This is a genomic window from Crossiella sp. CA-258035, from assembly GCF_030064675.1.
Lineage (GTDB): Bacteria > Actinomycetota > Actinomycetes > Mycobacteriales > Pseudonocardiaceae > Crossiella.
This window is the reverse complement of the sequence record NZ_CP116413.1, coordinates 5641343-5663856: the sequence shown is the minus strand read 5'-3', so window position 1 is coordinate 5663856 and position 22514 is coordinate 5641343. Positions and strand designations below refer to the sequence as shown.

Annotated in this window: 18 protein-coding genes and 1 pseudogene; 12 read left to right on the top strand and 7 right to left on the bottom strand. The window is 72.9% G+C overall.

Annotated elements, in window-relative coordinates; all coding sequences use genetic code 11:
• Nucleotides 1-10 precede the first annotated feature (10 nt).
• The gene (locus N8J89_RS25910; RefSeq protein WP_283659614.1) at nucleotides 11-1237 is read right to left on the bottom strand and encodes a helix-turn-helix transcriptional regulator; all 1227 of its coding nucleotides are present in this window, start codon (nucleotides 1235-1237) and stop codon (nucleotides 11-13) included.
• 75 nt (nucleotides 1238-1312) lie between these two features.
• Between N8J89_RS25910 and N8J89_RS25905 the strand changes: the two genes are divergently transcribed.
• Nucleotides 1313-1783 carry a DUF4334 domain-containing protein gene (locus N8J89_RS25905; protein WP_283659613.1) on the top strand — a complete coding sequence of 157 codons (471 nt, stop codon included), beginning with the start codon at nucleotides 1313-1315 and terminating at the stop codon, nucleotides 1781-1783.
• Nucleotides 1783-3024 (top strand): GDSL-type esterase/lipase family protein, encoded by a 1242-nt coding sequence (locus N8J89_RS25900; RefSeq protein ID WP_283659612.1) that lies wholly within the window; start codon nucleotides 1783-1785, stop codon nucleotides 3022-3024. Before N8J89_RS25905 ends, N8J89_RS25900 begins: the two co-directional genes overlap by 1 nt.
• Here the strand turns inward: N8J89_RS25900 and N8J89_RS25895 are convergent.
• Nucleotides 3011-3667, bottom strand: a complete 657-nt coding sequence (locus N8J89_RS25895) for a response regulator (RefSeq protein WP_283659611.1) — start codon at nucleotides 3665-3667, stop codon at nucleotides 3011-3013. The genes N8J89_RS25900 and N8J89_RS25895 overlap by 14 nt on opposite strands.
• Nucleotides 3668-4536: 869 nt before the next feature.
• Nucleotides 4537-5655: a sensor histidine kinase gene (locus N8J89_RS25890; protein WP_283659610.1), complete on the bottom strand. Its 1119-nt coding sequence runs from the start codon at nucleotides 5653-5655 to the stop codon at nucleotides 4537-4539.
• A gap of 166 nt (nucleotides 5656-5821) precedes the next feature.
• On the opposite strand from N8J89_RS25890, the gene N8J89_RS25885 reads away from it, so the two are divergent.
• From N8J89_RS25885 to N8J89_RS25865, 5 genes are all read left to right on the top strand, one after another.
• Nucleotides 5822-6556: an ABC transporter ATP-binding protein gene (locus N8J89_RS25885; RefSeq protein WP_252479834.1), complete on the top strand. Its 735-nt coding sequence runs from the start codon at nucleotides 5822-5824 to the stop codon at nucleotides 6554-6556.
• Nucleotides 6556-8988 (top strand): ABC transporter permease, encoded by a 2433-nt coding sequence (locus N8J89_RS25880; protein WP_283659609.1) that lies wholly within the window; start codon nucleotides 6556-6558, stop codon nucleotides 8986-8988. Before N8J89_RS25885 ends, N8J89_RS25880 begins: the two co-directional genes overlap by 1 nt.
• A 69-nt stretch (nucleotides 8989-9057) precedes the next feature.
• Nucleotides 9058-9852, top strand: coding sequence for an FHA domain-containing protein (locus N8J89_RS25875; protein WP_283659608.1), 795 nt, complete (start codon nucleotides 9058-9060; stop codon nucleotides 9850-9852).
• Nucleotides 9853-9927: 75 nt separating this feature from the next.
• Nucleotides 9928-10896 (top strand): D-2-hydroxyacid dehydrogenase, encoded by a 969-nt coding sequence (locus tag N8J89_RS25870; RefSeq protein ID WP_283659607.1) that lies wholly within the window; start codon nucleotides 9928-9930, stop codon nucleotides 10894-10896.
• 42 nt (nucleotides 10897-10938) lie between these two features.
• Entirely contained in the window at nucleotides 10939-15036 is a 4098-nt protein-coding gene (locus tag N8J89_RS25865; RefSeq protein WP_283659606.1) for an ATP-binding protein, read from the top strand.
• On the opposite strand, the gene N8J89_RS25860 is transcribed toward N8J89_RS25865, so the two are convergent.
• Nucleotides 15033-15389: a winged helix-turn-helix transcriptional regulator gene (locus N8J89_RS25860; protein WP_283659605.1), complete on the bottom strand. Its 357-nt coding sequence runs from the start codon at nucleotides 15387-15389 to the stop codon at nucleotides 15033-15035. The genes N8J89_RS25865 and N8J89_RS25860 overlap by 4 nt on opposite strands.
• Between N8J89_RS25860 and N8J89_RS25855 the strand changes: the two are divergent.
• Nucleotides 15297-16073, top strand: a pseudogene (locus N8J89_RS25855) (SDR family oxidoreductase); the annotation flags it as partial. The gene N8J89_RS25860 and the pseudogene N8J89_RS25855 overlap by 93 nt on opposite strands.
• Nucleotides 16074-16303: 230 nt before the next feature.
• Here the strand turns inward: N8J89_RS25855 and N8J89_RS25850 are convergent.
• Nucleotides 16304-16915, bottom strand: coding sequence for a TetR/AcrR family transcriptional regulator (locus N8J89_RS25850; RefSeq protein WP_283659604.1), 612 nt, complete (start codon nucleotides 16913-16915; stop codon nucleotides 16304-16306).
• 99 nt (nucleotides 16916-17014) lie between these two features.
• On the opposite strand from N8J89_RS25850, the gene N8J89_RS25845 reads away from it, so the two are divergent.
• Complete coding sequence (locus N8J89_RS25845) at nucleotides 17015-17755, top strand: SDR family oxidoreductase (RefSeq protein ID WP_283659603.1); 741 nt, start codon at nucleotides 17015-17017, stop codon at nucleotides 17753-17755.
• Nucleotides 17756-17767: 12 nt separating this feature from the next.
• Here the strand turns inward: N8J89_RS25845 and N8J89_RS25840 are convergent, their stop codons facing one another.
• Nucleotides 17768-19336, bottom strand: coding sequence for a multicopper oxidase family protein (locus N8J89_RS25840; RefSeq protein ID WP_283659602.1), 1569 nt, complete (start codon nucleotides 19334-19336; stop codon nucleotides 17768-17770).
• On the bottom strand, nucleotides 19333-19740 hold the full coding sequence (locus tag N8J89_RS25835; RefSeq protein WP_283659601.1) for a hypothetical protein: 408 nt from the start codon (nucleotides 19738-19740) through the stop codon (nucleotides 19333-19335). Before N8J89_RS25835 ends, N8J89_RS25840 begins: the two co-directional genes overlap by 4 nt.
• Before the next feature lie 80 nt (nucleotides 19741-19820).
• Between N8J89_RS25835 and N8J89_RS25830 the strand changes: the two genes are divergently transcribed.
• Genes N8J89_RS25830 through N8J89_RS25820 form a run of 3 tightly spaced genes read left to right on the top strand, consistent with a single transcriptional unit; the run spans nucleotide 19821 to nucleotide 22497 of the window.
• Nucleotides 19821-20696, top strand: coding sequence for a LysR family transcriptional regulator (locus N8J89_RS25830; RefSeq protein ID WP_283659600.1), 876 nt, complete (start codon nucleotides 19821-19823; stop codon nucleotides 20694-20696).
• Nucleotides 20697-20749: 53 nt separating this feature from the next.
• On the top strand, nucleotides 20750-21304 hold the full coding sequence (locus tag N8J89_RS25825; protein WP_283659599.1) for a TetR/AcrR family transcriptional regulator: 555 nt from the start codon (nucleotides 20750-20752) through the stop codon (nucleotides 21302-21304).
• A gap of 17 nt (nucleotides 21305-21321) precedes the next feature.
• On the top strand, nucleotides 21322-22497 hold the full coding sequence (locus N8J89_RS25820; protein WP_283659598.1) for an FAD-dependent oxidoreductase: 1176 nt from the start codon (nucleotides 21322-21324) through the stop codon (nucleotides 22495-22497).
• Nucleotides 22498-22514 lie beyond the last annotated feature (17 nt).

The window sequence follows — 22514 nt, the reverse complement described above, 5'->3', positions numbered from 1 at the left end:
CCGACCGCAACTACCGCAACGCCGTGCGCAGCCCGTCCCGCCCGGCGATGCCGAGCTTGCGATAGGCGCTGGACAGGCGCAGCTCCACCGTGCGCACCGACACCGCCAGCCGGTCCGCGATCTCCCGGTTGCCGAGCCCGGCCCGCGCCAGCCTGGCCACCTGCTCTTCCTTGCCGGTCAGGGCTTCGGTCGGCCCGCCGAGCCCGCGCAGGGCCGCTTCGGCGGCCCGCTGACCCCGCGGATCGCCGACCCGCTCGGCCAGCGCCCGCGCCGCGCTCAGACTGCTCCGCGCCGCTGACAACTCGTTGCGCGCGGCCAGCCGAACCCCCAGCTGGTAGCGCACCAGGCTCAGCTCCCGCCGGGCCCGCGCCACCTCCAGCAGGTCGGCCGCCTCGCTCAGCTGCTCGACCTCGTCCCCGCCGCGCACCACCGCCACCGTGGCCAGCGCCGCGCCCAGCACCCTCGGTTCACCCCACCGCTGCGCCGCGGCCAGCTCCTGCTCGGCGAGGTCAACGGCCAGGTCCTCGCGCCGGACGGTCATCGCGGCCAGCGCCGCCCGCCCGCGCCAGGGCGCGATCGCCGGGTTCGTCACCCGCTGCGCCAGGAAGCCCCGCCCGCTGGCCAGGTGGTCCCGCAACCCGGCCTGCGCCTGCCCGGCCGCCACCCGCACCTCGCCCCGCGCGGCCAGCAGCATCGGCCGGCAGGGCGCCCGCCACTGCACCGCCGCGTCGAAGTCGTGCCGGGCCAGCAACGCCGCTGCCTGGTCCACCGCGTCCATACCCACCAGCACCTCGGCCAGCCACCCCGCCGACACCAGCCGCACCGGCCGCGGCGCCGGCACCGTGAGCAGCTCCTCCAGCGTCGCTCGCGCGCCGGCCAGGTCCCCGCGCTGCACCGCGATCCGGGCACGCACCCGCAGCATCATGGCCAGCCGGTGCTCGGTCCCGGCCAGCTGGGGATCGACGTCCTCGACCAGCCGCGCGCAGCGCGCGTCCGCCGCGGTCAGCTCGCCGGCCGCGGTCAGGGTGACCAGCGCCCGCCACACGCAGACCGGGTCGTCCCGGCACGGCGGCTGGCTCAACGCGACCTCGGCGAAACGGACCGAGTCGGCCCAGTTCCGCCCCTGCACCATCAGCGAGGTCGCCCGCAGCGCGGCGCAGTCCTGGTCCGTGCCCACCGCCGGCCACGGCGTGCCACTGGCCAGCTCCCGTGACCGGGCCCCGGACTCCGCGCGCATTCCGCATGATATTCACACCGGGACGCCGAAGTGGTCGAATGGCAGGGCCAGGGACCCACCAGTGGAAAGGTCGTCATGACGGACGTCGAGCAGGCACGGGCCAGGTTCCAGGAGCTTCGCGAGCGCAAGCACCAGGTCACCCCCGCGGAGCTGGACGAGCTCTGGGCCCAGCTCCCGCCGGTGCCCGCCGAGGAGATCCTGGGCCGCTGGCAGGGCGATGAGTTCAGCACCGGCCACCCGCTCAACGGTCAGCTCGCCGCCGCCCGCTGGTACGGCAAGGAGTTCTGCTCCCTGACCGACGCCAAGCCCCTGCTCTGCCGGGACGAGCACGGCGAGCTGTACTCCAACGTCGAAGCGGGCCAGGGCGAGGCCAGCCTGTGGAACATCGAGTTCCGCGGCGAGGTCACCGCCACCATGGTCTACGACGGCCAGCCCATCTTCGACCACTTCAAGCGGGTGGACGAGCGCACCCTGCTGGGCATCATGAACGGCAAGCACACCCAGCCCACTGGCGCGCACTTCTACTTCTTCCTGGAACGCGCCTGATGCGCGGCCACCGCACCCGCGCCCTGGCCACCGCCGCCTGCCTGATCACCACGGCCTGCCTGCTCGCCGCCCCGGCCACCGCCCTCGCGGAACCTTCCAGCGGCCGCTGGCTCACCTCCTGGGCCCAGTCCCAGCAGACCCTGACCCCGCAGACGCTGGACAACCAGTCCATCCGCATGATCACCCACCTCAGCCAGGGCGGCCCGTCCCTGCGCATCCGCCTGCAGAACGAGTACGGCACCGCCCCGCTCACCATCGACGCCGCCGCGGCCGGTCGTAGCGCGGGCCAGGGCGCGGTCGTCCCGGGCACCTCCCGCCCCATCCGCTTCCACGGCCGCCCCACCGTCACCGTGCCCATCGGCGGCGAAGTCTGGAGCGACCCCGTCCCGCTGCCCACCCGCGCCCAGGACGACATCGCGATCAGCCTGTACCTGCGCGGCCAGTCCCGCCCCAGCGCCCACCAGGCCGCCCTGCGCGAGAACTACCTCACCCCAGCCGGTTCCGGCGACCGCGTGCACGACCCGGCCCCGTACCCCCTCAAGACCGGTTCGACCTTCCTGGTCAGCGCCGTGGACGTGCGCACAACTCAGGCCAGCGGCACCGTGGTCGCCTACGGCAGCTCGGTCGTCGACGGCCACGGCAGCACCACCTGCGGCCCCGGCTGCACCGCCGTCGACCGCCGCTGGACCGACGACCTGGGCCGCCGCGCCAACGAACTCCCCACCCCACAACGCTTCGCCGTGGCCAACGCCGGCATCGGCGGCACCACCAGCGCCGCCACCTGCCCGCTCACCCCACCCCCGGTCGCGCCCCTGCACGGCCTGGCCCGGCTGGACCGCGATGTGTTGTCCCTGCACGGAGTCACCGCGGTGATCTACTACTACGGCACCAACGACCTGGCCTTCGGCTGCCGAGCCCCAGCCATCCTGGACAGCTACCGCGCGGTCTTCACCCGCCTGCGCGCCGCCGGCATCAAGATCCACGCCGTGCCGATCACCCCGCGCCCCAGCTATACGGCCCAGCAGAACCAGGACCGCGCCGAGATCAACGCCTTCGTCCGCACCGGCGGCAACTGCGCAGGAGCCTGCGACAGCGTCCTGGACTTCGACCAGGTCCTCCGCGACCCAGCCAACCCCAACACCATCCGCGCCGACTACGACAGCGGCGACGGCATCCACGCCAACCAGGCCGGCCACGCCGCCATGGCCAACTCCATCCCCCTCCCGCTCACCGCGGACTGACCAGCCCGGTCTCATACGCCACGATCACCAACTGCGCCCGGTCCCTGGCATGCAGCTTGCTCAGCAACCGCCCGATGTGCGTCTTCACCGTGGCCACACTCAACCGCAAGCTCTGGCTCAACTCCACATTGGACAGTCCCCGCGCGACCAGCACCAGCACCTCACGTTCCCGCTCGGTCAGCCCATCCAGCTCCCGAGCCGGTGACTGCGCGGGCTCAGGCCGCCGCGCGAACTCCGCGATCAACCGCCGCGTCACACTCGGCGACAACAACGCCTGCCCCTCAGCCACCACCATGATCGCCTGCAACAACTCGGCAGGCGGCGTGTCCTTGAGCAGAAACCCGCTGGCCCCAGCCCGCAACGCGGCATAGACGTAGGAGTCCAGGTCAAAGGTGGTCAGTATCAACACCCTCGGCCCCTCCACCCCCGAACACAACACCCTGGTCGCCTCAATGCCGTCCATCTCCGGCATCCGAACGTCCATCAGCACCACATCAGGCTTCTCCCGGCGAGCCAACTCGACCGCCGCCACCCCATCAGCAGCCTCACCCACCACGGTCAACCCAGGCGCAGACCCAACCAGTAAAGCGAAACTACCGCGCACCAACGTTTGGTCATCCGCGATCAACACCCGAACCGCCACCGCTCACCCCCAGCCCCACCGGCGCGCAGAGCAGACCACACCCCAGACGCTCGCACCCAGTACCGCGCCGACCCGCGCCCCCGTTTCGCGACCCGGCCACCGACCCTCAGCGCCACCAGCAACCCACATCCACCGGCCCCCCTGACGCCAGCCCCCATCACCACTCCAGCCGCGATCCTCGCGCGCCCTCCCAACACCACACCCGCCCCCAGCGCCATGCCCATCCTCGTGGCCGAGCCGAGTCCCATCGCCGAACCCGCTCCCATCGCGCGTCCGCCCCCGTCGTGAGCCCGCCCCAACCTCGCGCGCGCCGCCATCGCTGTGCGCATCCTCATCGCCGAGTCCCGCCACCGTCACCAAGGCCGCCCCATCGCCGAGTCCTGACTCGTCGCGGAGGCTGGCCCCGTCGGCCAGCCCGCCTCCGTCGGAGGGCGCACGTCCGTCGGCGGGCGCGCCTCGATCGTCGAGTCTCGCCCCGCCGCCATGCCCAGCCCCGTCAGCGAGCCTGCCCCTAGCATCGAGCGTGCCTCCACCGTCGCGCGCGCCCCGAACACCAAGCCCCGCCCCATCACCGAAGCCGCTGCCAACGTCGCGCCCGTTCTCAACGTCGGGCTCGCTCGCGACGTCGCGCCCTCTGTCAACGTCGCGCCCGCTCCCGACGTCGCGCCCGTTCTCAACGCCGCGCCCGCGCCCAACGTCGCGCTCGATCACAACGTCGCGCCCACCTCCAACGCCGCGTCCCCTGAACGTCAAGCCCAGCCCCATCACCGGACCGACCCCCATCACTGGACCCGCCCCAACACCGCGCCCGCCCTCACCTCCGCCGAGCGCCACCCGACCTCGCAGCCCAGCCCAGCCAGCCACCGCACTCACCCCGCCCCACCGATCGGCAGCCGCGCGCACACCCCGAACCCGCCACCGGCCAGCCGCCCCGTGCTCAGCGTGCCGCCGTAAGCCGCGACCCGCTCCCGCATCCCGACCAACCCGTGCCCGCCCCCGCCCCCGGTAACCGACCGCCGACCCCCCGGATCGGTCACCTCCACCACGACCTCGGCGCCGTCCTCGCGCAGCCGCACCTGGCAGTTCCCGGCCCCGGAGTGCAGCACCACATTGGTCAGCGCCTCTTGCACGATCCGGTACACCGCCTGCTGCACCCCCTCCGGCAACTCCAGTTCGGCCACGTCCAGCTGTACCGTCACCCCGGCCGACTCGGCCAGCTGCGCCAGCCCGGGTAACTCGGCAAGTCCTTGCACGGGACGCAGTTCCACGTCCGAGCCGTCCGCGGAGCGCAACACGCCCAGCATGCGCCGCAGGTCTGCCAGCGCGTCCCGGCTGGTCGCCTCGATCACCGCCAGGGCGGCCTTGGTCTCCTCCGGCTGGGTGTCGGCGACGTGGTTGGCCACGCCCGCCTTGACCGCGATCAGGCTCATGCTGTGCGCGACGATGTCGTGCAGGTCGCGGGCGATCCGTAATCGTTCGGCCAGCACCACCCGCTGTTCGCGCTGCTCGGCCAGCACTGCCTCGTCCCGCTGGCGGAACTGGGCGAACCGGCCCATCGTCCACGGACCGATGGTCAGCAACACCGTGAGCATGATCCACAGGACCGAGCTGAACAGCGCCGGTATGACCGTGACGACCATGCACAGGCCCATCAGCGACATCGAGAGGCGGCGGGGCTCGACCAGCGCGACCAGGTACAGCACCAGCGCGACGGACACCACGGCCAGCTGCCCGATCTGCAGCAGCGCGGCCGCGGCCGTGAAGGGCAGAAGCACCAGCAGCGAGCCCAACGGCCAGCGGCGGCGCACGATGACCGGCACGCCCACCCCGAGCGCGATCAGCCAAGCCAGCCACTCCGGGCCGGTGTACGGCACGACCACGCCGGAGCTCATCGTCAGTGCGGCGGTGACCACGGTGATCGTCGCGCCCACGACGAGGTCCAGCCCCACGAGGTAGGCGCGCTGAGCACCACTGTCCACACTGGCCATTCCCTCACACTGCCACAGGGCTGGTGGCTTGGGATCAGCCCGAGGTCTGTCCGACCACGGTATGACGGGCACCGCCTCGGCGGCTCCCGGCCAGACCACGGTACGACGCCAAAGACCAGGCCGTGCTCCGATGGCAGCGGCCGCCGTTTCCGGGACCGTTCTGGGCATGACACAACCCACCTCCGCGGTGCGAGCCAGAGGGCTGACCAAGACCTACGGGGCAGGCGTGCGGGCGCTCGCCGGCGTCGACGTGGACCTGCACCGCGGCCGGTTCACCGCGATCATGGGGCCCTCCGGCTCCGGCAAGTCCACCCTCATGCACTGCGTGGCCGGGCTCGACCGGCCGAGTGACGGCCGGGTGTGGGTCGGCGAGACCGAGCTGACCGAGCTCTCCGACGACGAGCTGACCGTGCTCCGCCGCGACCGGATCGGCTTCGTCTTCCAGGCCTACAACCTGTTACCCACGCTGACCGCGCTGGAGAACATCACCCTGCCGTTCGCGCTGGCCGGCACCAGGCCCAAGCCCGGGGTGGTCTCGACCGTGGTCGGCGCGATGGGCCTGGCCGACCGGCTGAACCACCGCCCGCACCAGCTCTCCGGCGGCCAGCAGCAGCGGGTGGCCTGCGCCCGCGCCCTGGTGACCAACCCGGACGTGGTCTTCGCCGACGAGCCCACCGGCGCGCTGGACTCGGCCAGCTCGGCCGAACTGCTCGGCTTCCTGCGCCGCGGGGTGGACGAGCTCGGCCGCACCGTGGTGATGGTGACCCACGACCCGGCCGCGGCCGCCTACGCCGATCGGGTGCTGTTCCTGGCCGACGGACGGCTGGTCGGCGAACTGCACGAGCCGACCGCGGAGCGTGTGCTGGACCGAATGAAATCACTGGAAGGGGTGACCGCCTGATGTGGCGGACCATGCTGCGCGACCTGCTGGCGCACAAGGGCCGTGTGGCGATGACCCTGGTCGCGATCACCCTCGGCGTCACCGCGGTGGTGGGCGCCTGGGTGGTCAGCGACTCGATCGCGACCACCATCAGCGGACAGGGCGGGCGGACCGGCGTCGGCCTGAGCGTGCGGGCCGACCGGCCGGACACCCGGCTGCCGGAGGCGGAACTGGCCCGGCTGGCCGCGCTGCCCGGCGCCACCGTCACCGGCGTGCGCACCGGCCAGGCCGGACTGCCCGGCCCCGACGGCAAGCTCGTCCGCACCCGCACACCCCTGGGGCACACCGGCACCGGCTGGGACGGCACCGGCCGCTTCACCCTGCTCTCCGGGCGGCCACCGGCCGCGGCGGGGGAGATCGCGGTCAACCGGGTGGAGGCGGCCCTGGCCGGAGTCGACGTCGGCGCCCGCACCAGGGTGCTGCTCGCCGGTGGCCGCTGGGAGCCGGTCACGGTGGTCGGCCGGTACGACTACCGCACCCTCGGCGAGGACGACCAGCCCGCGGTCGCGCTCGCCCCGGCGGAGGCGGAACGCCTGCTGGACAAGGGTTTTCGGCGCATCGAGCTGACCGGCGTCACGCCGGCCGCGGCCGGCGGGCCCGGCCGGGTGGTGCAGACCGGCGCGGAGCTGGCCGAGGCCGTCGACGCCGACCGGGCCGAGGGCCTGATGGACCTGCGGATCACCCTGCTGCCGTTCGCCTTCGTGGCGCTGATGGTCGGCATGTTCGTCATCGCCAACACCTTCGGCATGCTGCTCATCCAGCGCACCCGCCAGCTGGCCCTGCTGCGCGCGGTCGGCGCGCGGCGGAGCCAGGTCCGGCGCACGGTGGTGCTGGAGGCCACCCTGCTCGGCCTGGTCGGTGGCACCCTGGGCGCCGGGACCGGCGTCGCGGTCGGGCCGCTGATCATCGGGGTGCTCCGGCCCGGCGAGCACATCGAGTTCACGGTGAGCCCGCTGGCCATCCTGCTCGGCTACGTGGTCGCCGTCGGCACCACCGTGCTGGCCGCCTACGGCCCGGCGCGACGGGCCGCCAAGGTGTCCCCGATGGCCGCGCTGCGCACCGACCCGACCCCGCCGAGGGCCACCCGGCGGGCCCGCACCCTGGCCGGGCTGGCGGTGCTGGCCACCGCGCTGGTGGCCGTCCTGGCCACCGCCGATCCCAGCGCGGACACCCTGCCCCGCATCATCGGCCTTAGCGCCACCGTGGTCGCCGCACTGGGGGTGCTGCTGCTCGCCCCGGCGCTGGCCGCGTTGGTGCTGCGCCCGCTGAGCCGCTTCGGCAGCCCGGCGCTGCGCCTGGCCATCCGCAACGCCGCGGGCGATCCGCGGCGCACCTCGGCCACGGCCACCGCGATCACCATCGGGGTCGCCCTGGTGTGCGCCTTCGCCACGCTCAGCGCCACCTTCGGCACCCTGATCGCCTCCACCACGCGGGCCACCGTGCCCACCAGCACCACGGTGATCCGCCCTGCCCTGAAAGGACAATCCCATCTGACCCGGAACGATCTGTCCACAGTGGACAAAGTGCCATCGGCGACAACGGTGGTGGCCGCGCGGGAGGCGCTGGCCGAGCTGGCCTACGAGGGCGGCGGCACCCGGCGGGTGGTCTCCGCGATCGACCCGGCCGCCTTCGGCACGGTGCTCACCCCCACGGTCACCGACGGCGTGGCCGACCTCCGCCGGGGCGCGCTGATCTCCCGCAACCAGGCCGACATGCTCGGCCTGCGCATGGGCGAGCGGTTCACCATGACCTTCGACGGCGTCACGGTGGCCAGCACCGTCGCCGGGGTCTACGAGGCCACCGAGCTTCAGGCCAGCATCTACTTCGACCAGGCGCAGGTCCCGCCCGCCCTGCAAGACAAGATCACCACCATCTACGCCACCGGCCCGGACCCGGCGGCCACCCGCGCCGCGGTGCAGGCCAAGTTCGCCGACCGGCCCGATGTCACCATCACCGACCAGGCCGGCCTGGTCGCCGAGGGACAGGAGACCCAGCGCCTGGCATTCGTGATCATGTACGCCATGTTCGCCCTCGCCGTGCTGATCTCCCTGTTCGGTGTGGTCAACACCCTCGCGCTGGCGGTCATGGCCAGGGTCCGCGAGCTCGGCGTGCTGCGCGCGGTGGGCGCCACCCAGAGCTTGCTCCGGGCCGCGATCCGCTGGGAGAGCGTGGTGATCTGCCTGTTCGGCGCCGTCCTCGGGGTGCTGCTGGGCGTCGGCTCCGGCGCGGTGATGCAGCACGCGATGCTCGGCCAGTCCCTGCTCGACGCCACCGTCCCCTTACCCGTGGTGGCGCTGACCCTGGCCGGCCTGGTCACCGCGGGCGTGCTGGCCGCCATCTGGCCCGCCCGCCGCGCGGCAAGGATCGACCTGCTGACCGCGGTGGCCAGCTAGGTCGCGTCCCGGGAACCCTCCCGGCATCGCGTGCCACGCTCCGATCACACCACCTGGCAGGAGGCGGACATGATCGAGCAGCTCGCGGTGCCGGGCGGGCAGGCCCTTCCGGCCGGGCATCACAGCCTGGCCTGGGGCGTGCGCGCGAACGAGGTGCCCGGCACCCTGCACGTGCTGTCGGTGACCGGGGGGATCACGGTCGGGCCCCGGGAGGGGCGGCAGATCGTGTTCGGCCGCAACCGCCCGGACGTGCACGTCTGCGTCGGCGAGCACGACCGGCGGATCAGCCGCCACCAGGGTGCGCTCACCCGCCGGGGCGAGCGGTGGTGGATCAGCAACCTGGGGCGGTTGCCGCTGCGACTGCCGGGAGCCCGGCTGCTGTGCAACCAGGACGAGCCGATCCCGCTGGCGGCCGGGTACACCCCGCTGTTCGTCCGCGGCACTAGCGGCCGCGAACACCTCCTGGAGGTCCACGTCCGCGCCCAGGACGGCGAGGATCCAGACATCCAGCACGGGGCCTCGACCAGCCCGCCGCACACCTGGGCGCTCACCCCGGCCGAGAAACTGGCGCTGGTGGTGCTCGGTCAGCGCTACCTCCTGCACGAGCTGTACCCCAACCCGCTGTCCTGGCGGCAGGCCGCCGAGCACCTCAAGGAGATCCGCCCCGAGGAGGACTGGACCCAGAAGAAGGTCGAACACCTCGTCCTCAATGTCCGCAACCGGCTGAGCCGCGGCGGCGTGCCGGGCCTGACCAGAGAGGAGGTCGGCGAACCCATCGGCAACACCCTCAACCACAACCTGATCCGCGAACTGATGGAGAACACCACCCTGGTGCCCCCGGACCTCGGCCTGCTGCACGACTGAACGCCGGTGGCGAACCGGCCGGACCGCGACTCATGGTGCTGGGCGCGGAGCCCAGGATCAGCGACGATGGCCGGTATGAGTTTCACCCTGGTGCTGGTGCCGCCGCAGGCTGAGGAGACCCTGGACTGGCCCGCGCGGCTGGCCGAGGCGGTGCCCGGGATCCGGGTGCTGCGGCCGGAGACGGCGGCGGACACCGTGGCGGCGTTGCGGACCGCGGACGCGGTCTACGGCGCGCTGCCGCCGGAGCTGCTGCGGCACGCGCGGCGGCTGAGCTGGTTGCAGGCGCCGCAGGCCGGGCCGCCCGCGGGGTTCTACCACCCGGAGCTGATCGCGCACCCGGTGCAGGTGACCAACATGCGGGACACCTACACCGACCACGTCGCGGCGCACGCGCTGGCGCTGGTGCTCGCGCTGGCTCGCGGACTGCCCCGCTACCTGCGCGACCAGACCGCGGCGCGCTGGGCGCCGGACTGGGCGCCGACTGCGGTGCTGCCGCTGGCGGAGGCCAGTGCGCTGGTGGTCGGGGTCGGGGCGCTGGGCAGCGAGATCGGGCGGCTGCTCGCCGCGTTCGGGACCAGGGTGACCGGGGTGGACCGGCGGCGGGTGGACCTGCCTGCCGGGTTCTCCGAGCTGCGACCGGTGGCGGAGCTGGACTCCTCGCTGCCGGAGGCGGACCTGGTGGTGCTGACCGTGCCGCACACGCCGGACACCGAGGGCATGCTCGACGCCCGGCGGTTCGCACTGTTCCGGCCCTCGGCGTACCTGGTCAACATCGGGCGCGGGGCCACCGTGCGGCTGGACGACCTGGTGGCGGCGCTGGATGCCGGGCACCTGGCTGCGGCGGCGTTGGACGTGTTCGAGCAGGAGCCGCTGCCCGCGGACCATCCGCTGTGGCGGCGGGCGGATGTGCTGCTCACTCCGCACGTGGCCGGCGTGGGACCGCACGCGGACAGCCGGCGGTTCGCGGTGTTGCTGGAAAACGCGAAGCGCTTCGCGGCCGGGGCCGAACTGGTAAACCTGGTCGACAAGGCGCAGTGGTCCTGAAAGCGCAGTGGTCCTAGTCGAGAACCGGGCGGGAGACGACTGGTGAGCCTGAGTTTCGCGGAGGTGGTCGAGCAGCACACCGGGGCGGGGTTCGTCGACCGGGGCTGGCTGCGCGCCGAGGTCGAGGCCGCGCTGGACCGCGGGCACGTGCTGGTGACCGGGGAGCCGGGGGCGGGCAAGACGAGTCTGCTGGCGGCGCTGGCCGACGGACATCCGGACTGGCTGCGGTACTTCGCCCGGCGGGACAGCCGGACCGTGCTGGCCGGGACCGACGTGCAGTCCTTCCTGCTCGCCGTGGGGCACCAGCTGGCGCGGCAGCGGCCGGAGGTGTTCCAGCCGGAGCGGCTGGGTGTGGTGGTGCGGCAGCGGGTGGCGAACGTGGCCGCCGGTGGCCGGGTGGTGGGCGTGCGGATCGAGGACCTCACCGCCTCGCCGTTCCACCGGACCGCGGTGTTGGAGGTGGAGCAGCGGCTCGGCGGGGTGGCCGGGTCGGTCAGCGGGGTGGAGATCGGGCGGGCGAACCTGGAGCCCCGGTTGCTGGAGCCGGACAACCTCGCGCACCTGGCCCTGCTCGACCCGGCCGAGGCGCTGCGCGAGCTCGATCCGGCGGCGCGGATCGTCATCCTGGTCGACGCGCTGGACGAGCTCGCCGGGAGCAGCCTGCTGGACTGGCTGGCCGGGGGACCGGAACTGCCCTCGAACGTGCGGCTGGTGCTCAGCTCGCGCCCGCACACCGAGCTCGGCCCGTTGCGTTCGGCCCGTGCGCTGACCGAGGTGCCCATCGACCCCGGGTCCGGGCAGGTGACGGCGGATCTGCTTGCCTACGCCGGAAAAGTGCTCAGCGCCGAGCCGGTCGCGAGCGCGGTGGCGGCCAGGGGCGAGTTGCTGGACCAGTTTCACCGGAACGTGGTCACCCGGGCCGCCGGGAACTTCCTCTACCTCGCCACCTACACCCGTGCGCTGGCCGAGGGCGATCCGGCGCTGACCAGTCGGCTGCTGAGCTTCGAGGGCATCCCGCCCGGCCTCAACGGGTTGTACGGGTTCTTCGTGGAGACCGCGCGCGCCGACCTGCGGCGGCTCGGCCAGCTGGAGATCCGCGAACCGACCGGGCCGCAGGACCGGCTGACCGATCCGTGGCTGGGGCTCGGGCAGCCGATCCTCGGCGTGCTCGCCGTCGCCCGCGAACCGGTCAGCACGGCCGAACTGCTCGCCCTCGGCGGCATCCGGGTCTGGCCGAGGGCGGTGCGGGCGGCGCTGTCCCGGCTGCGCTGGCTGCTGGCGGAGCACGCGGACCGGATCAGCCTGTACCACGCCTCGATCGGCGAGTTCCTGCGCGGCGAAGCGGCCCACCGCGACCACCCGGACTGCGCGATCGACGAAACCGAGTGGCACCACCGCATCGCGGCCCACTACCGGGGCGGCGCGCCGAGCTGGGCCGCGCTCGACTGGTCCGCGGTGGACCGCTACGGGCTGCTGCACCTCGCCGAACATGTCACCCGCGCGGGCGGAACCTTTGCGGAACAGGCCGCCGGGCTGGTCTGTCCCGGGTTGCGCCAGGCCATCGCCGCCGCGTTCGGCAGCGACCGGCACTTCGCCCGCTGCGTCGACCTGGTCGCCGAACGGATGCCCCCGAACCTGCCGGGCACGCTCTACCTCGGCGTGGTCCGCCGCCAGCTCCGCCGCACCAGCCGGGGCCTGACGCCCAGGGTGCTCGGACTGATGGCCCGGCTCGGGCAGGTCGGCCAGGCGCTGGAACACCTGTGGGCGTTGCCGCCCTCGCTGCAACAGTTCCAGAGCGCGCGGGAGATCCACCGGCACTCGGGTGGCCAGCGGGAACTGATGGTGGAGACCGCGCTGACCATTCCGGCGGACCAGGTCGCCAGGGGGACTCCGGCCAAGGCGCTGCCGTTGGAGGAGGCGGCGCTGGAGTTCGCCGGGGATGACCTGCCGCGGGCGCTGCGGTTGTGGGCGCATGCGCAGCGCGGGCAGCGCGGGAAGGGGATCTGGGCGCCGGACGCGCTGTACCGGGCGGCGGCCAGGGTGGCTGAGCCGGCGGCGGCCCGTGCGTTGCTCGGGGAGATCAGCGGGTGCCGGGCGGGGGATTGGCTTGACCTCGCGGCACGACTGGCCGCAGACGGCGCACCGGATGCTCAGGCTGGGGTGCGGGATGCGCTGGCCGAGGCCGTCGCCGAACTGGCGCGTGCCCAGCCCGGGGAGCGGCTGCTCTGCCTGGCGCGGCTGGCTGTCGCCCAGCCCGAGCGGGCGCGGGAGCACCTGGCGCGACTGACCGCCGAAGCCGCCGCCGCGCCCGAGGGCGAGCACGATGCGAAGCAGGAGCTGGCCGCCGGGCTGGCCGGGGCGGCAGCGGTGCCTGGGCTGGATCCTGTTGTCGCGGAACGGTTGCTGGCACGGCTGGAGACCTTCACGGTCTGCGGGTTCATCGATGACTCGTGTCTGAGCGCGGTGCGGTTGCTGGCGACCCGGGGTGAGACCGGGCGGGCGATGGCGTTGCTGGAGCGGGTGATCGGCTGGAACGGCACGCTGTGGACCCGGCGGAAGGCCAGTGTGGTGGTGGCCGGGTTCGATCCGGTGGCGGCCCGGGAGCTGCTCGACCCGGGGGAGGTCACGCCGGTTGGCGAGCCTGGTTCGTTGCGGCAGATGCGGCATGACGGTGATCTGAGCAACCTGGCCATCGCGCTGGCTCCGCTGGACCTGCCCGCGGCGCTGGCCACGATGCGGCAGATGACCGACCATCGATGGTCCATTGTGGACCGTGATCGGTGGACGACCGCGGCCGTGATCGGTCAGCACCTGCTGGACTCCGGCCGTCGCGAGGAGGCCGAGGCGGTGCTGGCGGAGGTCCAGCGGGACAGCGGGCAGGCGCCGGCGCTGGTTGATGTCCGGCCGACGGGACCGTACCGCGCGGTCGCCGGTGCGCCGCCGGACCCGCTGGCCAAGGCGAGTGTGGCGGCCTACCAGTTCAACCACACCAGGGACTGGATGTGGTTGCGGGAGCGGCGGTTCTACCGCGATCCGGCCGAGGTGGTCCGGGCGATGAGTCCCGGTTCGTGGTCGGTGGGCAACCCGCACACCTGGGGGCGGGTGGTGCGGGTGCTGGCCGAGACCATCGCCGAGACCGAGCCGTCCAGGGCCGAGGCGCTGGTGGACTCGCTGGTTGATGCCGGGGAGCGGGCGATCGGGCTGGCGGGGCTGGCGGACAGGGCGGCGGAGGCGCTGGACGGAATGGCGGCGGCCGGGGCGACGCTGGGCGGACGGGCGGCCGCTGCGGAGACGCTGGGGCGACGGGCGGCGGAGGCGCTGGGCCAGGTCGCGGCGTGTGAGTGGCTGGTGGCGGATCAGGACGCGCAGGCCTTCGCCTATGTGCGGGCTGATCATCGGGCTCGGTTCGAGGTGGCCGTGCGGTTGCTGCGGCAGGCGCCGGAGCAGGCGCTGGAGATGTTGGAGGAGAACGGGGCGCGGTACCTGACCTATGCCTGCGCACTGAGCTACGCGCTGCTGGCCGGGATCGAGCCGCCCTCGGGTGGTGATCCATTGCTGGTCGACATCGTGCGGGCGCGGCAAGGTCTTGCTGGTATCGAGGATCCGCTGTACGCGGTGCTAGGAGAGCGCGCGGGCTTTGGCCGGTTGCGGGAGTTGTTCGGCACGCCGCGGCTGCCCGCGGCGGCGGGCTTGATCGCCTACCTGGCCGAGAGCCATGACCTGCGCGGGCTCGCGGTCGAAGCCGTGGCCGCCGCCCGCGCCAGCTCACCAGCCACCGGGGTGGTCGCCCTGCTCCAGTTCGCCCGCTGCCCAGCCCTCGCCGACCTGGTCGACCCGGCCGAGTTGCACGCCGAAGCCCTCCAGCTGGATCCGCGCGACCCGCTGGTCAGGGTGGAACGCGATGAGGTGCTCACCAGGCTGTTCCCGGTGCTGCTCGGCGCCCACCCCGCGCTCGCGCTCGGCCACCTCTACCAAGCCCTCACCGACAACTGGGACCACGCCATGGCCCTGCTCGAACACGCCGCCGTGCCGATCACCGCGGCCCTCGGGCCGGGAGCCGCCGGGGTGCTGCACGAGCAGCTCCGGCTGGCGGTGGCCTGTGTGGGCGAGGTGCCGGGAGAGCTGGACGGGGTGCGCTAGACCAGGTTGCGGCCGATCCACTCCAGCACCGCGTACAGGCGTTCGGCGAGCTCGCGGCCGGGGGTGGTCAGCGCGTAGCTGACCTTGGGCGGGGTGTCGGGCTCGACCGAGCGGGTGATCAGGCCGTCGCCGACCAGGTCGCGCAGGTTCTGCGAGAGCATCTTCTCGCTGATGCCCTCGACCTCGTCGCGCAGCGCGGCGAACCGGAGCGGGCCGTCCAGCAGCGCGGCCAGCACCAGGATGCCCCAGCGGCTGGTGACATGGCCGAAGACCTCGCTGCCCGCGCAGTCCACGTGAAGCCGGTCACGTGTCACCGGAGCCTTGCCCTGATCTGCCTGCGAGCCAACCGTCACCTCCGGAGCTTACCCGGAAGTGCGTCCTTACCAGCGCGGATGTCAGCGCCTAGCGTCCGGGACATGGTGCGAGACAACAACATCCTGGTGACCGGCGCGACCGGCAACGTCGGCGGCGCGCTGCTGCGGCAGCTGCTGGCGCGCGGCATCACCCCGCGGGCGCTGACCCGCGACCCGGCCACCGCCAACCTGCCGGACGGCGTGCCGGTGGCTACTGGCAGCCAGTCCGATCCGGCCGCGCTGGCCGCGGCGCTGGACGGGGTGGACTCGGTGTTCCTGGTCTGGCCGTTCGACGGTGTGCACCGGGCGGCCGAGGTGGTGGCGGCGATCGCGGCGCGGGCCCGGCGGATCGTGCTGCTGTCCTCGGCCGCCGTGGACGACGCCGCGGACGCCCAGCCGGACCCGATCGCCGAGCACCACGCGCGCATCGAGCGCCTGGTCGAGGACTCCGGTCTGGAGTGGACGTTCCTGCGCCCGTTCGCCTTCGCCACCAACACCCGGCAGTGGATCGGGCAGATCAGGGCCGGGGACGTGGTGCGCGGCAGCCACGGCGGGGCCGGGTTCACCCTGGTGCACGAGGCGGACCTGGCCGAGGTCGCGGTGCGCGCGCTCACCGAGGACGGCCACCAGGGCGCCAGGTACCTGCTGAGCGGGCCTACCGTGCACACCCAGGTCGAGCAGGTGCGGATCATCGGCGAAGTACTCGGGCGGCCGTTGCGCTGGCAGGAGATCCCGCCGGGTGAGGCAAGGGCCGCGGCGCTGTCCTGGCTGGATGAGTCCATTGTGGACACTGTTCTGGACGGATACGAGGCCATGGTGGACAACCCCATGCCGCCCACCGGCGTGTTGGAGCGGCTGCTCGGGCGGCCGGGGCGGAGCTTCCGGGAGTGGGGCCGCCGAGCACGCGGCCGAGTTCAGCCGGTAGCCGCGGCCAGCAGGTCCCAGGTGGCCATCGCGGCGTCCACGACCGCGGACAGCTCTGCCCGGGTGGCGCCGCTGCGGGCCTGGATGGACAGGCCCTGCCACAGGGTGTTGTAGAAGGCGGCCAGCGCGTCGACATCGGCATCGGCACGCACGTCGCCGTCGGCGATGCCGCGGATCAGGCGCTGCCGCAAGGTTTCCTGGGTCTCCCGGCGCAGTCCGGCCAGGAAGTCGCGCACGCTCTGGTTCTTGGGCGTGTACGTGGTGGCGGCCAGCACGATCATGCAGCCCGCCGGTTTCGCCGGGTCGGTGTAGGCGCGCACGTTGACCCGCAGCACCTGCTCGAAGGCCGCGCGGGCGGTGGGTTCCTCGCGCAGCGCGCGGGCCGCGGCCTCGCCCTCGGTCTCGTCGTAGTGCGCGACCGCCTCCCGGAACAGCTCCTCCTTGGTGCCGAAGGTGGCGTACAGGCTGGAGGCGTTGATGCCCATGGCCGCGCTGAGGTCGTTCAGCGAGGTTCCCTCGTAGCCGTGCTCCCAGAACACCTCCATCGCGCGGCGCAGGGCCGCGGTGCGGTCGAACGCTCGTGGACGGCCCCGGGTGGCCATGCCGAACCCCTTTCTGTAGCGATCGACCCAAAAATCGTTGACAGGCCGCTCGGCTGCACGATACCAATTGTGTAGTGATCGACCCAGAAATGAGGGGACATGCCGGAACTCGCAGGTAAGGTGGCTCTGGTCACCGGAGGCAGCCGCGGCATCGGCGCGGCCATCGTCAGGCGGCTGGCGGTCGACGGGGCCGACGTGGCGCTGACCTACGCCAGCGCCGCGGACCGCGCGCGGGGCGTGGTCGATGAGGTGCAGGCCGCCGGTCGCCGCGGCCTGGCCATCGCCGCGGACAGCGCGGACGCCGCGGCCGTGGTCGGCGCGGTGGAGCAGACCGTGGCCGAGCTCGGCCGGATCGACATCCTGGTCAACAACGCCGGGATCTTCCGCTACGGCACCATCGACGAGGTGGGCCTGGCCGAGGTCGACCGCACGCTGGCCATCCACACCCGGGCGGTCTACCTGGCCAGCCAGGCGGCGGCCCGGCACATGGCGCCGGGCGGCCGGATCGTCAGCATCGGCAGCTCGCTGGCCGAGCGGGTGCCCTACCCGGGGGTGGCGCTGTACGCGATGAGCAAGTCCGCGCTGATCGGCTTCACCAAGGGCCTGGCCCGTGACCTCGGCGGGCGGGAGATCACGGTCAACCTGGTGCACCCCGGTTCCACCGACACCGACATGAACCCGGCCGACAGCCCGCAGGCGGAGGAGGAACGCGGCTTCACCGCGCTGGGCCGCTACGGCAGCCCCGAGGACGTGGCCGCCTCGGTCGCGCACCTGGTCGGTCCGGCGGGCCGCAACATCACCGGCTCCGCGATCACCGTGGACGCGGGCGCGAACGCCTGAGAGCGCGCCCGGTCAGACCACCTCGAAGTTGGCCATCATCGCCATGTCCTCGTGCTCGGCGTTGTGGCAGTGGAAGACGAACCGGCCGCGGTAGTCCTCGAACCGGGCGATCACCTCCACCGCCTCGCCGGGACTCAGGTCCACGGTGTCCTTGAGCCCGCCGTCGAACGGGTTTGGCGGGCCGCTGCCGCGGGAGAGGATGTGGAAGCCCACCAGGTGCAGGTGCACGGGGTGGTGCACGTCGGCGACGAACCGCCAGATCTCGGTGTCTCCCAAGCGGGGCCGGGCGTCCATCCGGTCGGGGGCGAACGGCTCGCCGCCGATCACCCAGCCGGTGCGGCCGTGCACCTGGCCCGCGGTGAAGGCGAAATCCCTTGTGACAGTGGCCTGTTCCCGGCTGAGCGGGGCGAGATCGCTCAGCTTGGCCGGGATCCGGCTGTCGTCCCGCGCCTTCCTGGTGACCACGAACCGCATCACCTGCGCGGTGGAGCCGGTGCCGAGGCGGTTCAGCACCGTCACCTCGGTGCCGGTTGGGTACCGGCCGAAGTCGACGATGACGTCGTAACGTTCCGCTGGGGCAAGGGGAATGTGGTCGTGCACGCGGGGCGCGCCGAGCAGGCCCTGGTCGCTGCCGATCTGGACGAACCCGCCGCCGCCGGGCGGTGGCGGGTCGAGGGCCAGGTCGTAGCGGCGGGCGTTGGAGCCGTTGAGCAGGCGCAGCCGGTAGCGGGCCGCGGCCACCTCGTGCACCGGCCACGGCGCGCCGTTGACCAGGATGACGTCACCGAAGACGCCCTCAACGTACCCGGGTTCCACGCCGGGAATGCTGCGCAGCAACGGATCCAGCGCGGGGTAGGCGAAGGCGCCGTGCTCGTCGAAGGCGCGATCGCCGATCATCAGCGGCAGCTCGCGCTCGCCCGACGGCAGGCCGAGGGCGTTCTCCTCCTCGTCGCGGACCAGGTGGAAACCGGCCAGTCCCCGGTACACCGCGGGACCGGTGAAGTCCATCCGGTGGTCGTGGTACCACAGGGTCGCGGCTCGTTGGCGCAGTGGGAAGACGTAGTCGCGGGAGCCGTAGGTGATGTTTGCCTTGGCGTCGTACATGTCGTGGCCGCCGTGCCCGCCGTTCCAGCCGGACACCGGCATGAGCAGGTCGGTGGGGTAGCCGTCGTGCTCGGCCGGGGTGTGGCCGCCGTGCAGGTGCACCACGGTCGGCACCGGGAGCTCGTTGCGGTGGCGCACCACCACGGTGCGGTCCCGCCGCGACTCGATGGTCGGGCCGGGGAAAATGCCGTTGTAGCCCCAGATCGGCGTCCGGATGCCGGGCAGGATCTCCGCGGTGGCGGCGCGCTGGGTGATCGTGTAGTGGTCGGCCCCGTCTGTCCGATGTGGACGGAGGACCGGCGGGACGGGCAGTGGCACCCGGAACGGTTCGGGCAGCGGGACCTTGCTGCGCAACAGTTCGCCGGTGCCCGGTGAGTCCGCGCGGAGCAGCCGAGGGGTGATCATCCCGGCCGCGAGCAGAACACCCGCGCCGCCGGCCAGGCCGAGGAAGCGCCGCCGGGACAGTCGCGCGCTCATCGGGCCGCCCGCCACTGGACCGGCCGCCAGACCGCGATCGTGGTCAGCGCCATCGCGGTGACCAGTGCGACGCCCAGCGGGATGTGCAGGTCCAGCGCGCCGTACATCCCGGCGAAGTACTGCCCGGTCTCACCGGCGGCGATGAGCAGGCTGACCCAGAACAACCAGCGCGGCCCGCGGGCCAGCCACAGCACCAGGGTCGCCAGCAGTTGCGCGTAGCTCAGGTACGACACCGTGTCGGCGCCCCAGCGGTGCAGCCAGAGCATGTCGTAGTCCCCGCTCAGGTAGCCGCCGGCGAACACCGCCTGGCCGATGATCGCCACGGTGTGCGCGCTCACCAGCGTCCGGCTCACCCGCAGTGCCCCGATCGCCAGCCGGCTCGGCGTAGTCACGGTTGCGTTCACGTGCTCGAAGTTAGGATTCGCCGCCTTATGCTGTCCAAGACAAGATTCGTTATCTGCTCATAACAGAACAGGCATCAGCAGTGGATCTTCTGGCGCTCCGCTACTTCCAGGTGCTCGCCCGGCTGGAGCACGTCGGCCGGGCCGCGGACCAGCTCCGGATCGCGCAGCCCTCGCTCAGCCGGACCCTGGCCCGGCTGGAGGACGACCTGGGCGTGCCGCTGTTCGACCGGCACGGGCGGCGGATCCGGCTCAACCGCTTCGGCGCGGCCTTCCTGCGCCGGGTCGACCGGGCGCTGGCCGAGCTGGACGACGCCCGCCGGGAGCTCGCCGACGCCGCGGGGCTGGAGCGCGGCATCCTCGCGGTGGCCACCGAGACCCTGCTGCCGCTGTCGGAGGTGATCCACACCTTCGTCGCCGAGCACCCGCTGGTGGACGTGCGGCTGTTCCAGTCCGCGGCCGGGGACATGGCGGCCCAGCTGCGCGAGGGCGAGGTCGACCTGTGCATCGGCTCGCAACCCTTGCCCGGCAACGACATCCGCGGTCAGGTGCTGCTGGACGAGCCGGTGCTGCTGTGCGTGCCGGTCGGGCACCGGCTGGCCGGGCGCGAGCGGGTGCGCATCGCCGAACTGGCGGGCGAGCCGTTCATCACCACCCGGCCCGGTTACTGGCAGCGGGCGCTGGCCGAGCGGCTGTTCGCCAAGGCCGGGCTGGAGCTGGACATCGTGTGCCAGAGCGATGAGCCCGAGGGGCTGTTCCACCTCATCGGCGCCGGGCTGGGCATCGGGCTGGTGCCCTCCTTTGGCCGCCGGATCGACCTGCACGCCACCGTGTCCTGGCTGGCCGTGGACGAGCCGGACTGCCGCCGGGTGCTGAGCCTGGCCTGGCGGCAGGACAGCTACCTCTCCGTCGCCGCTCAGCGCTTCCGCGACCACGTGATCGACCACTTCCGCGACTAGCTGCTACTGTCAGGGCAGTCGTACAGGGCGATCGCCCTGAAAGGTGGTCAGCGATGGCGAACGCCGCGGCGGCCAGGGGCCGTGAGGCGCGGGAGCGGCTGCTCAGCGCGGCAGTGGAGCTCATCCCGGAACGCGGCTGGGCCGCGGTGAGCACCAGGGTGCTGGCCGAGCGGGCCGGGGTCACGCCGAGCGTGGTGCACTACCACTTCCCGGCCGTGCAGGCGCTGCTGCGGGAGGCCGCGGTCGGCGCGATGGGACAGCTGCTGGCCGGGCTGGATGAGGTGCTGGCCACCGCGCGCACCCCGGCCGAGGCGGTGGACGCGCTGGTGGCCTCGGTCGGCGAGCACACCGGCACCGATCCGCTCTCGCTGCTGTTCGTCGAGGCGTTCCTGGCCGCGACCAGGGACGAGGAACTGCGCCGGGAGATCGGCGCGGTGCTGGACGGGTTCCGGCAGCGGCTGGGGGAGTGGCTGGCCGGGCTCGGGGTGGCCGAGCCATGGGAGACCGCCGCCGTGCTGGCGGCCACCATCGACGGCTTGCTGTTGCACCGAGGGCTGGGCGCCGGGCTGGACACGACCGCTGTCCTGCGCCGCCTGGTCGCGGGCTGATCAGGGCGGAGGACGGGATGAGGGTAGTGGTCTGCGGGGCCGGGATCGCCGGGCTGGCACTGGCGAACCAGCTGGCCCGGCTCGGCGCGGAAGTGGTGCTGCTGGAACGGGCTTCCGGTCCGCGCACACAGGGATACATGATCGACTTCTTTGGCGCGGGCTACGACGCGGTGGAGCGGATGGGGCTGTTGCCCGCGATCGAGCAGGTGGCCTATCTCGTCGAGGAGGCAGCCCTGTTCGATGAGCGCGGTCGCCGCCGCGCCGGGGTCCAGTACCGCCAGTTCGCCAGGTCGCTGGGCGGACGCCTGCTCTGCGTCATGCGGCCCGACCTGGAGCGGGTGCTGCGTGAACAGCTGCCGTCCACAGTGGACCTGCGTTTCGGTGCGGCCCTGACCGGGGTTGTCGATCGCGGTGACGGGGTGCTGGTGACCCTGGCCGACGGCACCGAGCTGGCGGCTGACCTGCTGGTCGGCGCGGACGGGATCCACTCCGCGGTGCGCGGGCTGGTCTTCGGTGAGGAGCGGAAGTTCCTGCGCTACCTGGGTTTCCACACCGCGGCCTTCCAGTTCGAGGCGCCGGAGCTGCACGCGGCGCTGCGCGGCCGGTTCAACCTGACCGACACCATGGGCCGGCAGCTGGGCCTGTACGCGTTGCGGGACAACCGGATCGCCGCCTTCACCGTGCACCGCGCCCCAGACCCGGTGCTGCCCAAGGACGTCCGGGCCGCGCTGCGGGAGAACTACGGCGGGCTGGGCTGGCTGGCGCCCACCGCGCTGGAGAAGTGCCCGCCGGCGGCGGAGATCTACTACGACCAGGTCGCGCAGGTCGAGCTGCCCAGCTGGCACCGCGGACGGGTCGTGCTGGTCGGCGACGCCGGTTACGCGGTCTCACTGCTGGCCGGGCAGGGCGCCTCGCTGGGCATCGCCGGGGCGTATCTGCTTGCCCACCAACTGGATCGGGCGCCGACGGTCGAGGACGCGCTGGCGGCCTACGAGCGGCGGTGGCGGCCGGTGGCCGAGGAGAAGCAGCAGGTCGCGCGGGCCGGCGCGCGCTGGTTCCTGCCCGAGTCGCCGACCCGGCTGCGGCTGCGCCGGCTGGCGCTGCGGGCCTCCCGGCTGCCGCTGGTGGACCGGGTGGTGGGGCAGACCCTGGCCGGCAAGCCGGTCACCGCCATCGCGGAGCTGCGGTCCTGACCCGCCCAGCAGCACGG

Bases quoted from the DNA above. Each gene is read 5' to 3' on its own strand.
- N8J89_RS25825 (WP_283659599.1), top strand. From the start codon at position 20,750: ATGGCGAACGCCGCGGCGGCCAGGGGCCGTGAGGCGCGGGAGCGGCTG.
- N8J89_RS25875 (WP_283659608.1), top strand. From the start codon at position 9,058: ATGATCGAGCAGCTCGCGGTGCCGGGCGGGCAGGCCCTTCCGGCCGGG.
- N8J89_RS25870 (WP_283659607.1), top strand. From the start codon at position 9,928: ATGAGTTTCACCCTGGTGCTGGTGCCGCCGCAGGCTGAGGAGACCCTG.
- N8J89_RS25900 (WP_283659612.1), top strand. From the start codon at position 1,783: ATGCGCGGCCACCGCACCCGCGCCCTGGCCACCGCCGCCTGCCTGATC.
- N8J89_RS25840 (WP_283659602.1), bottom strand. From the start codon at position 19,336: ATGAGCGCGCGACTGTCCCGGCGGCGCTTCCTCGGCCTGGCCGGCGGC.
- N8J89_RS25905 (WP_283659613.1), top strand. From the start codon at position 1,313: ATGACGGACGTCGAGCAGGCACGGGCCAGGTTCCAGGAGCTTCGCGAG.
- N8J89_RS25850 (WP_283659604.1), bottom strand. From the start codon at position 16,915: ATGGCCACCCGGGGCCGTCCACGAGCGTTCGACCGCACCGCGGCCCTG.
- N8J89_RS25820 (WP_283659598.1), top strand. From the start codon at position 21,322: ATGAGGGTAGTGGTCTGCGGGGCCGGGATCGCCGGGCTGGCACTGGCG.
- N8J89_RS25845 (WP_283659603.1), top strand. From the start codon at position 17,015: ATGCCGGAACTCGCAGGTAAGGTGGCTCTGGTCACCGGAGGCAGCCGC.
- N8J89_RS25885 (WP_252479834.1), top strand. From the start codon at position 5,822: ATGACACAACCCACCTCCGCGGTGCGAGCCAGAGGGCTGACCAAGACC.
- N8J89_RS25910 (WP_283659614.1), bottom strand. From the start codon at position 1,237: ATGCGCGCGGAGTCCGGGGCCCGGTCACGGGAGCTGGCCAGTGGCACG.
- N8J89_RS25880 (WP_283659609.1), top strand. From the start codon at position 6,556: ATGTGGCGGACCATGCTGCGCGACCTGCTGGCGCACAAGGGCCGTGTG.
- N8J89_RS25890 (WP_283659610.1), bottom strand. From the start codon at position 5,655: ATGGCCAGTGTGGACAGTGGTGCTCAGCGCGCCTACCTCGTGGGGCTG.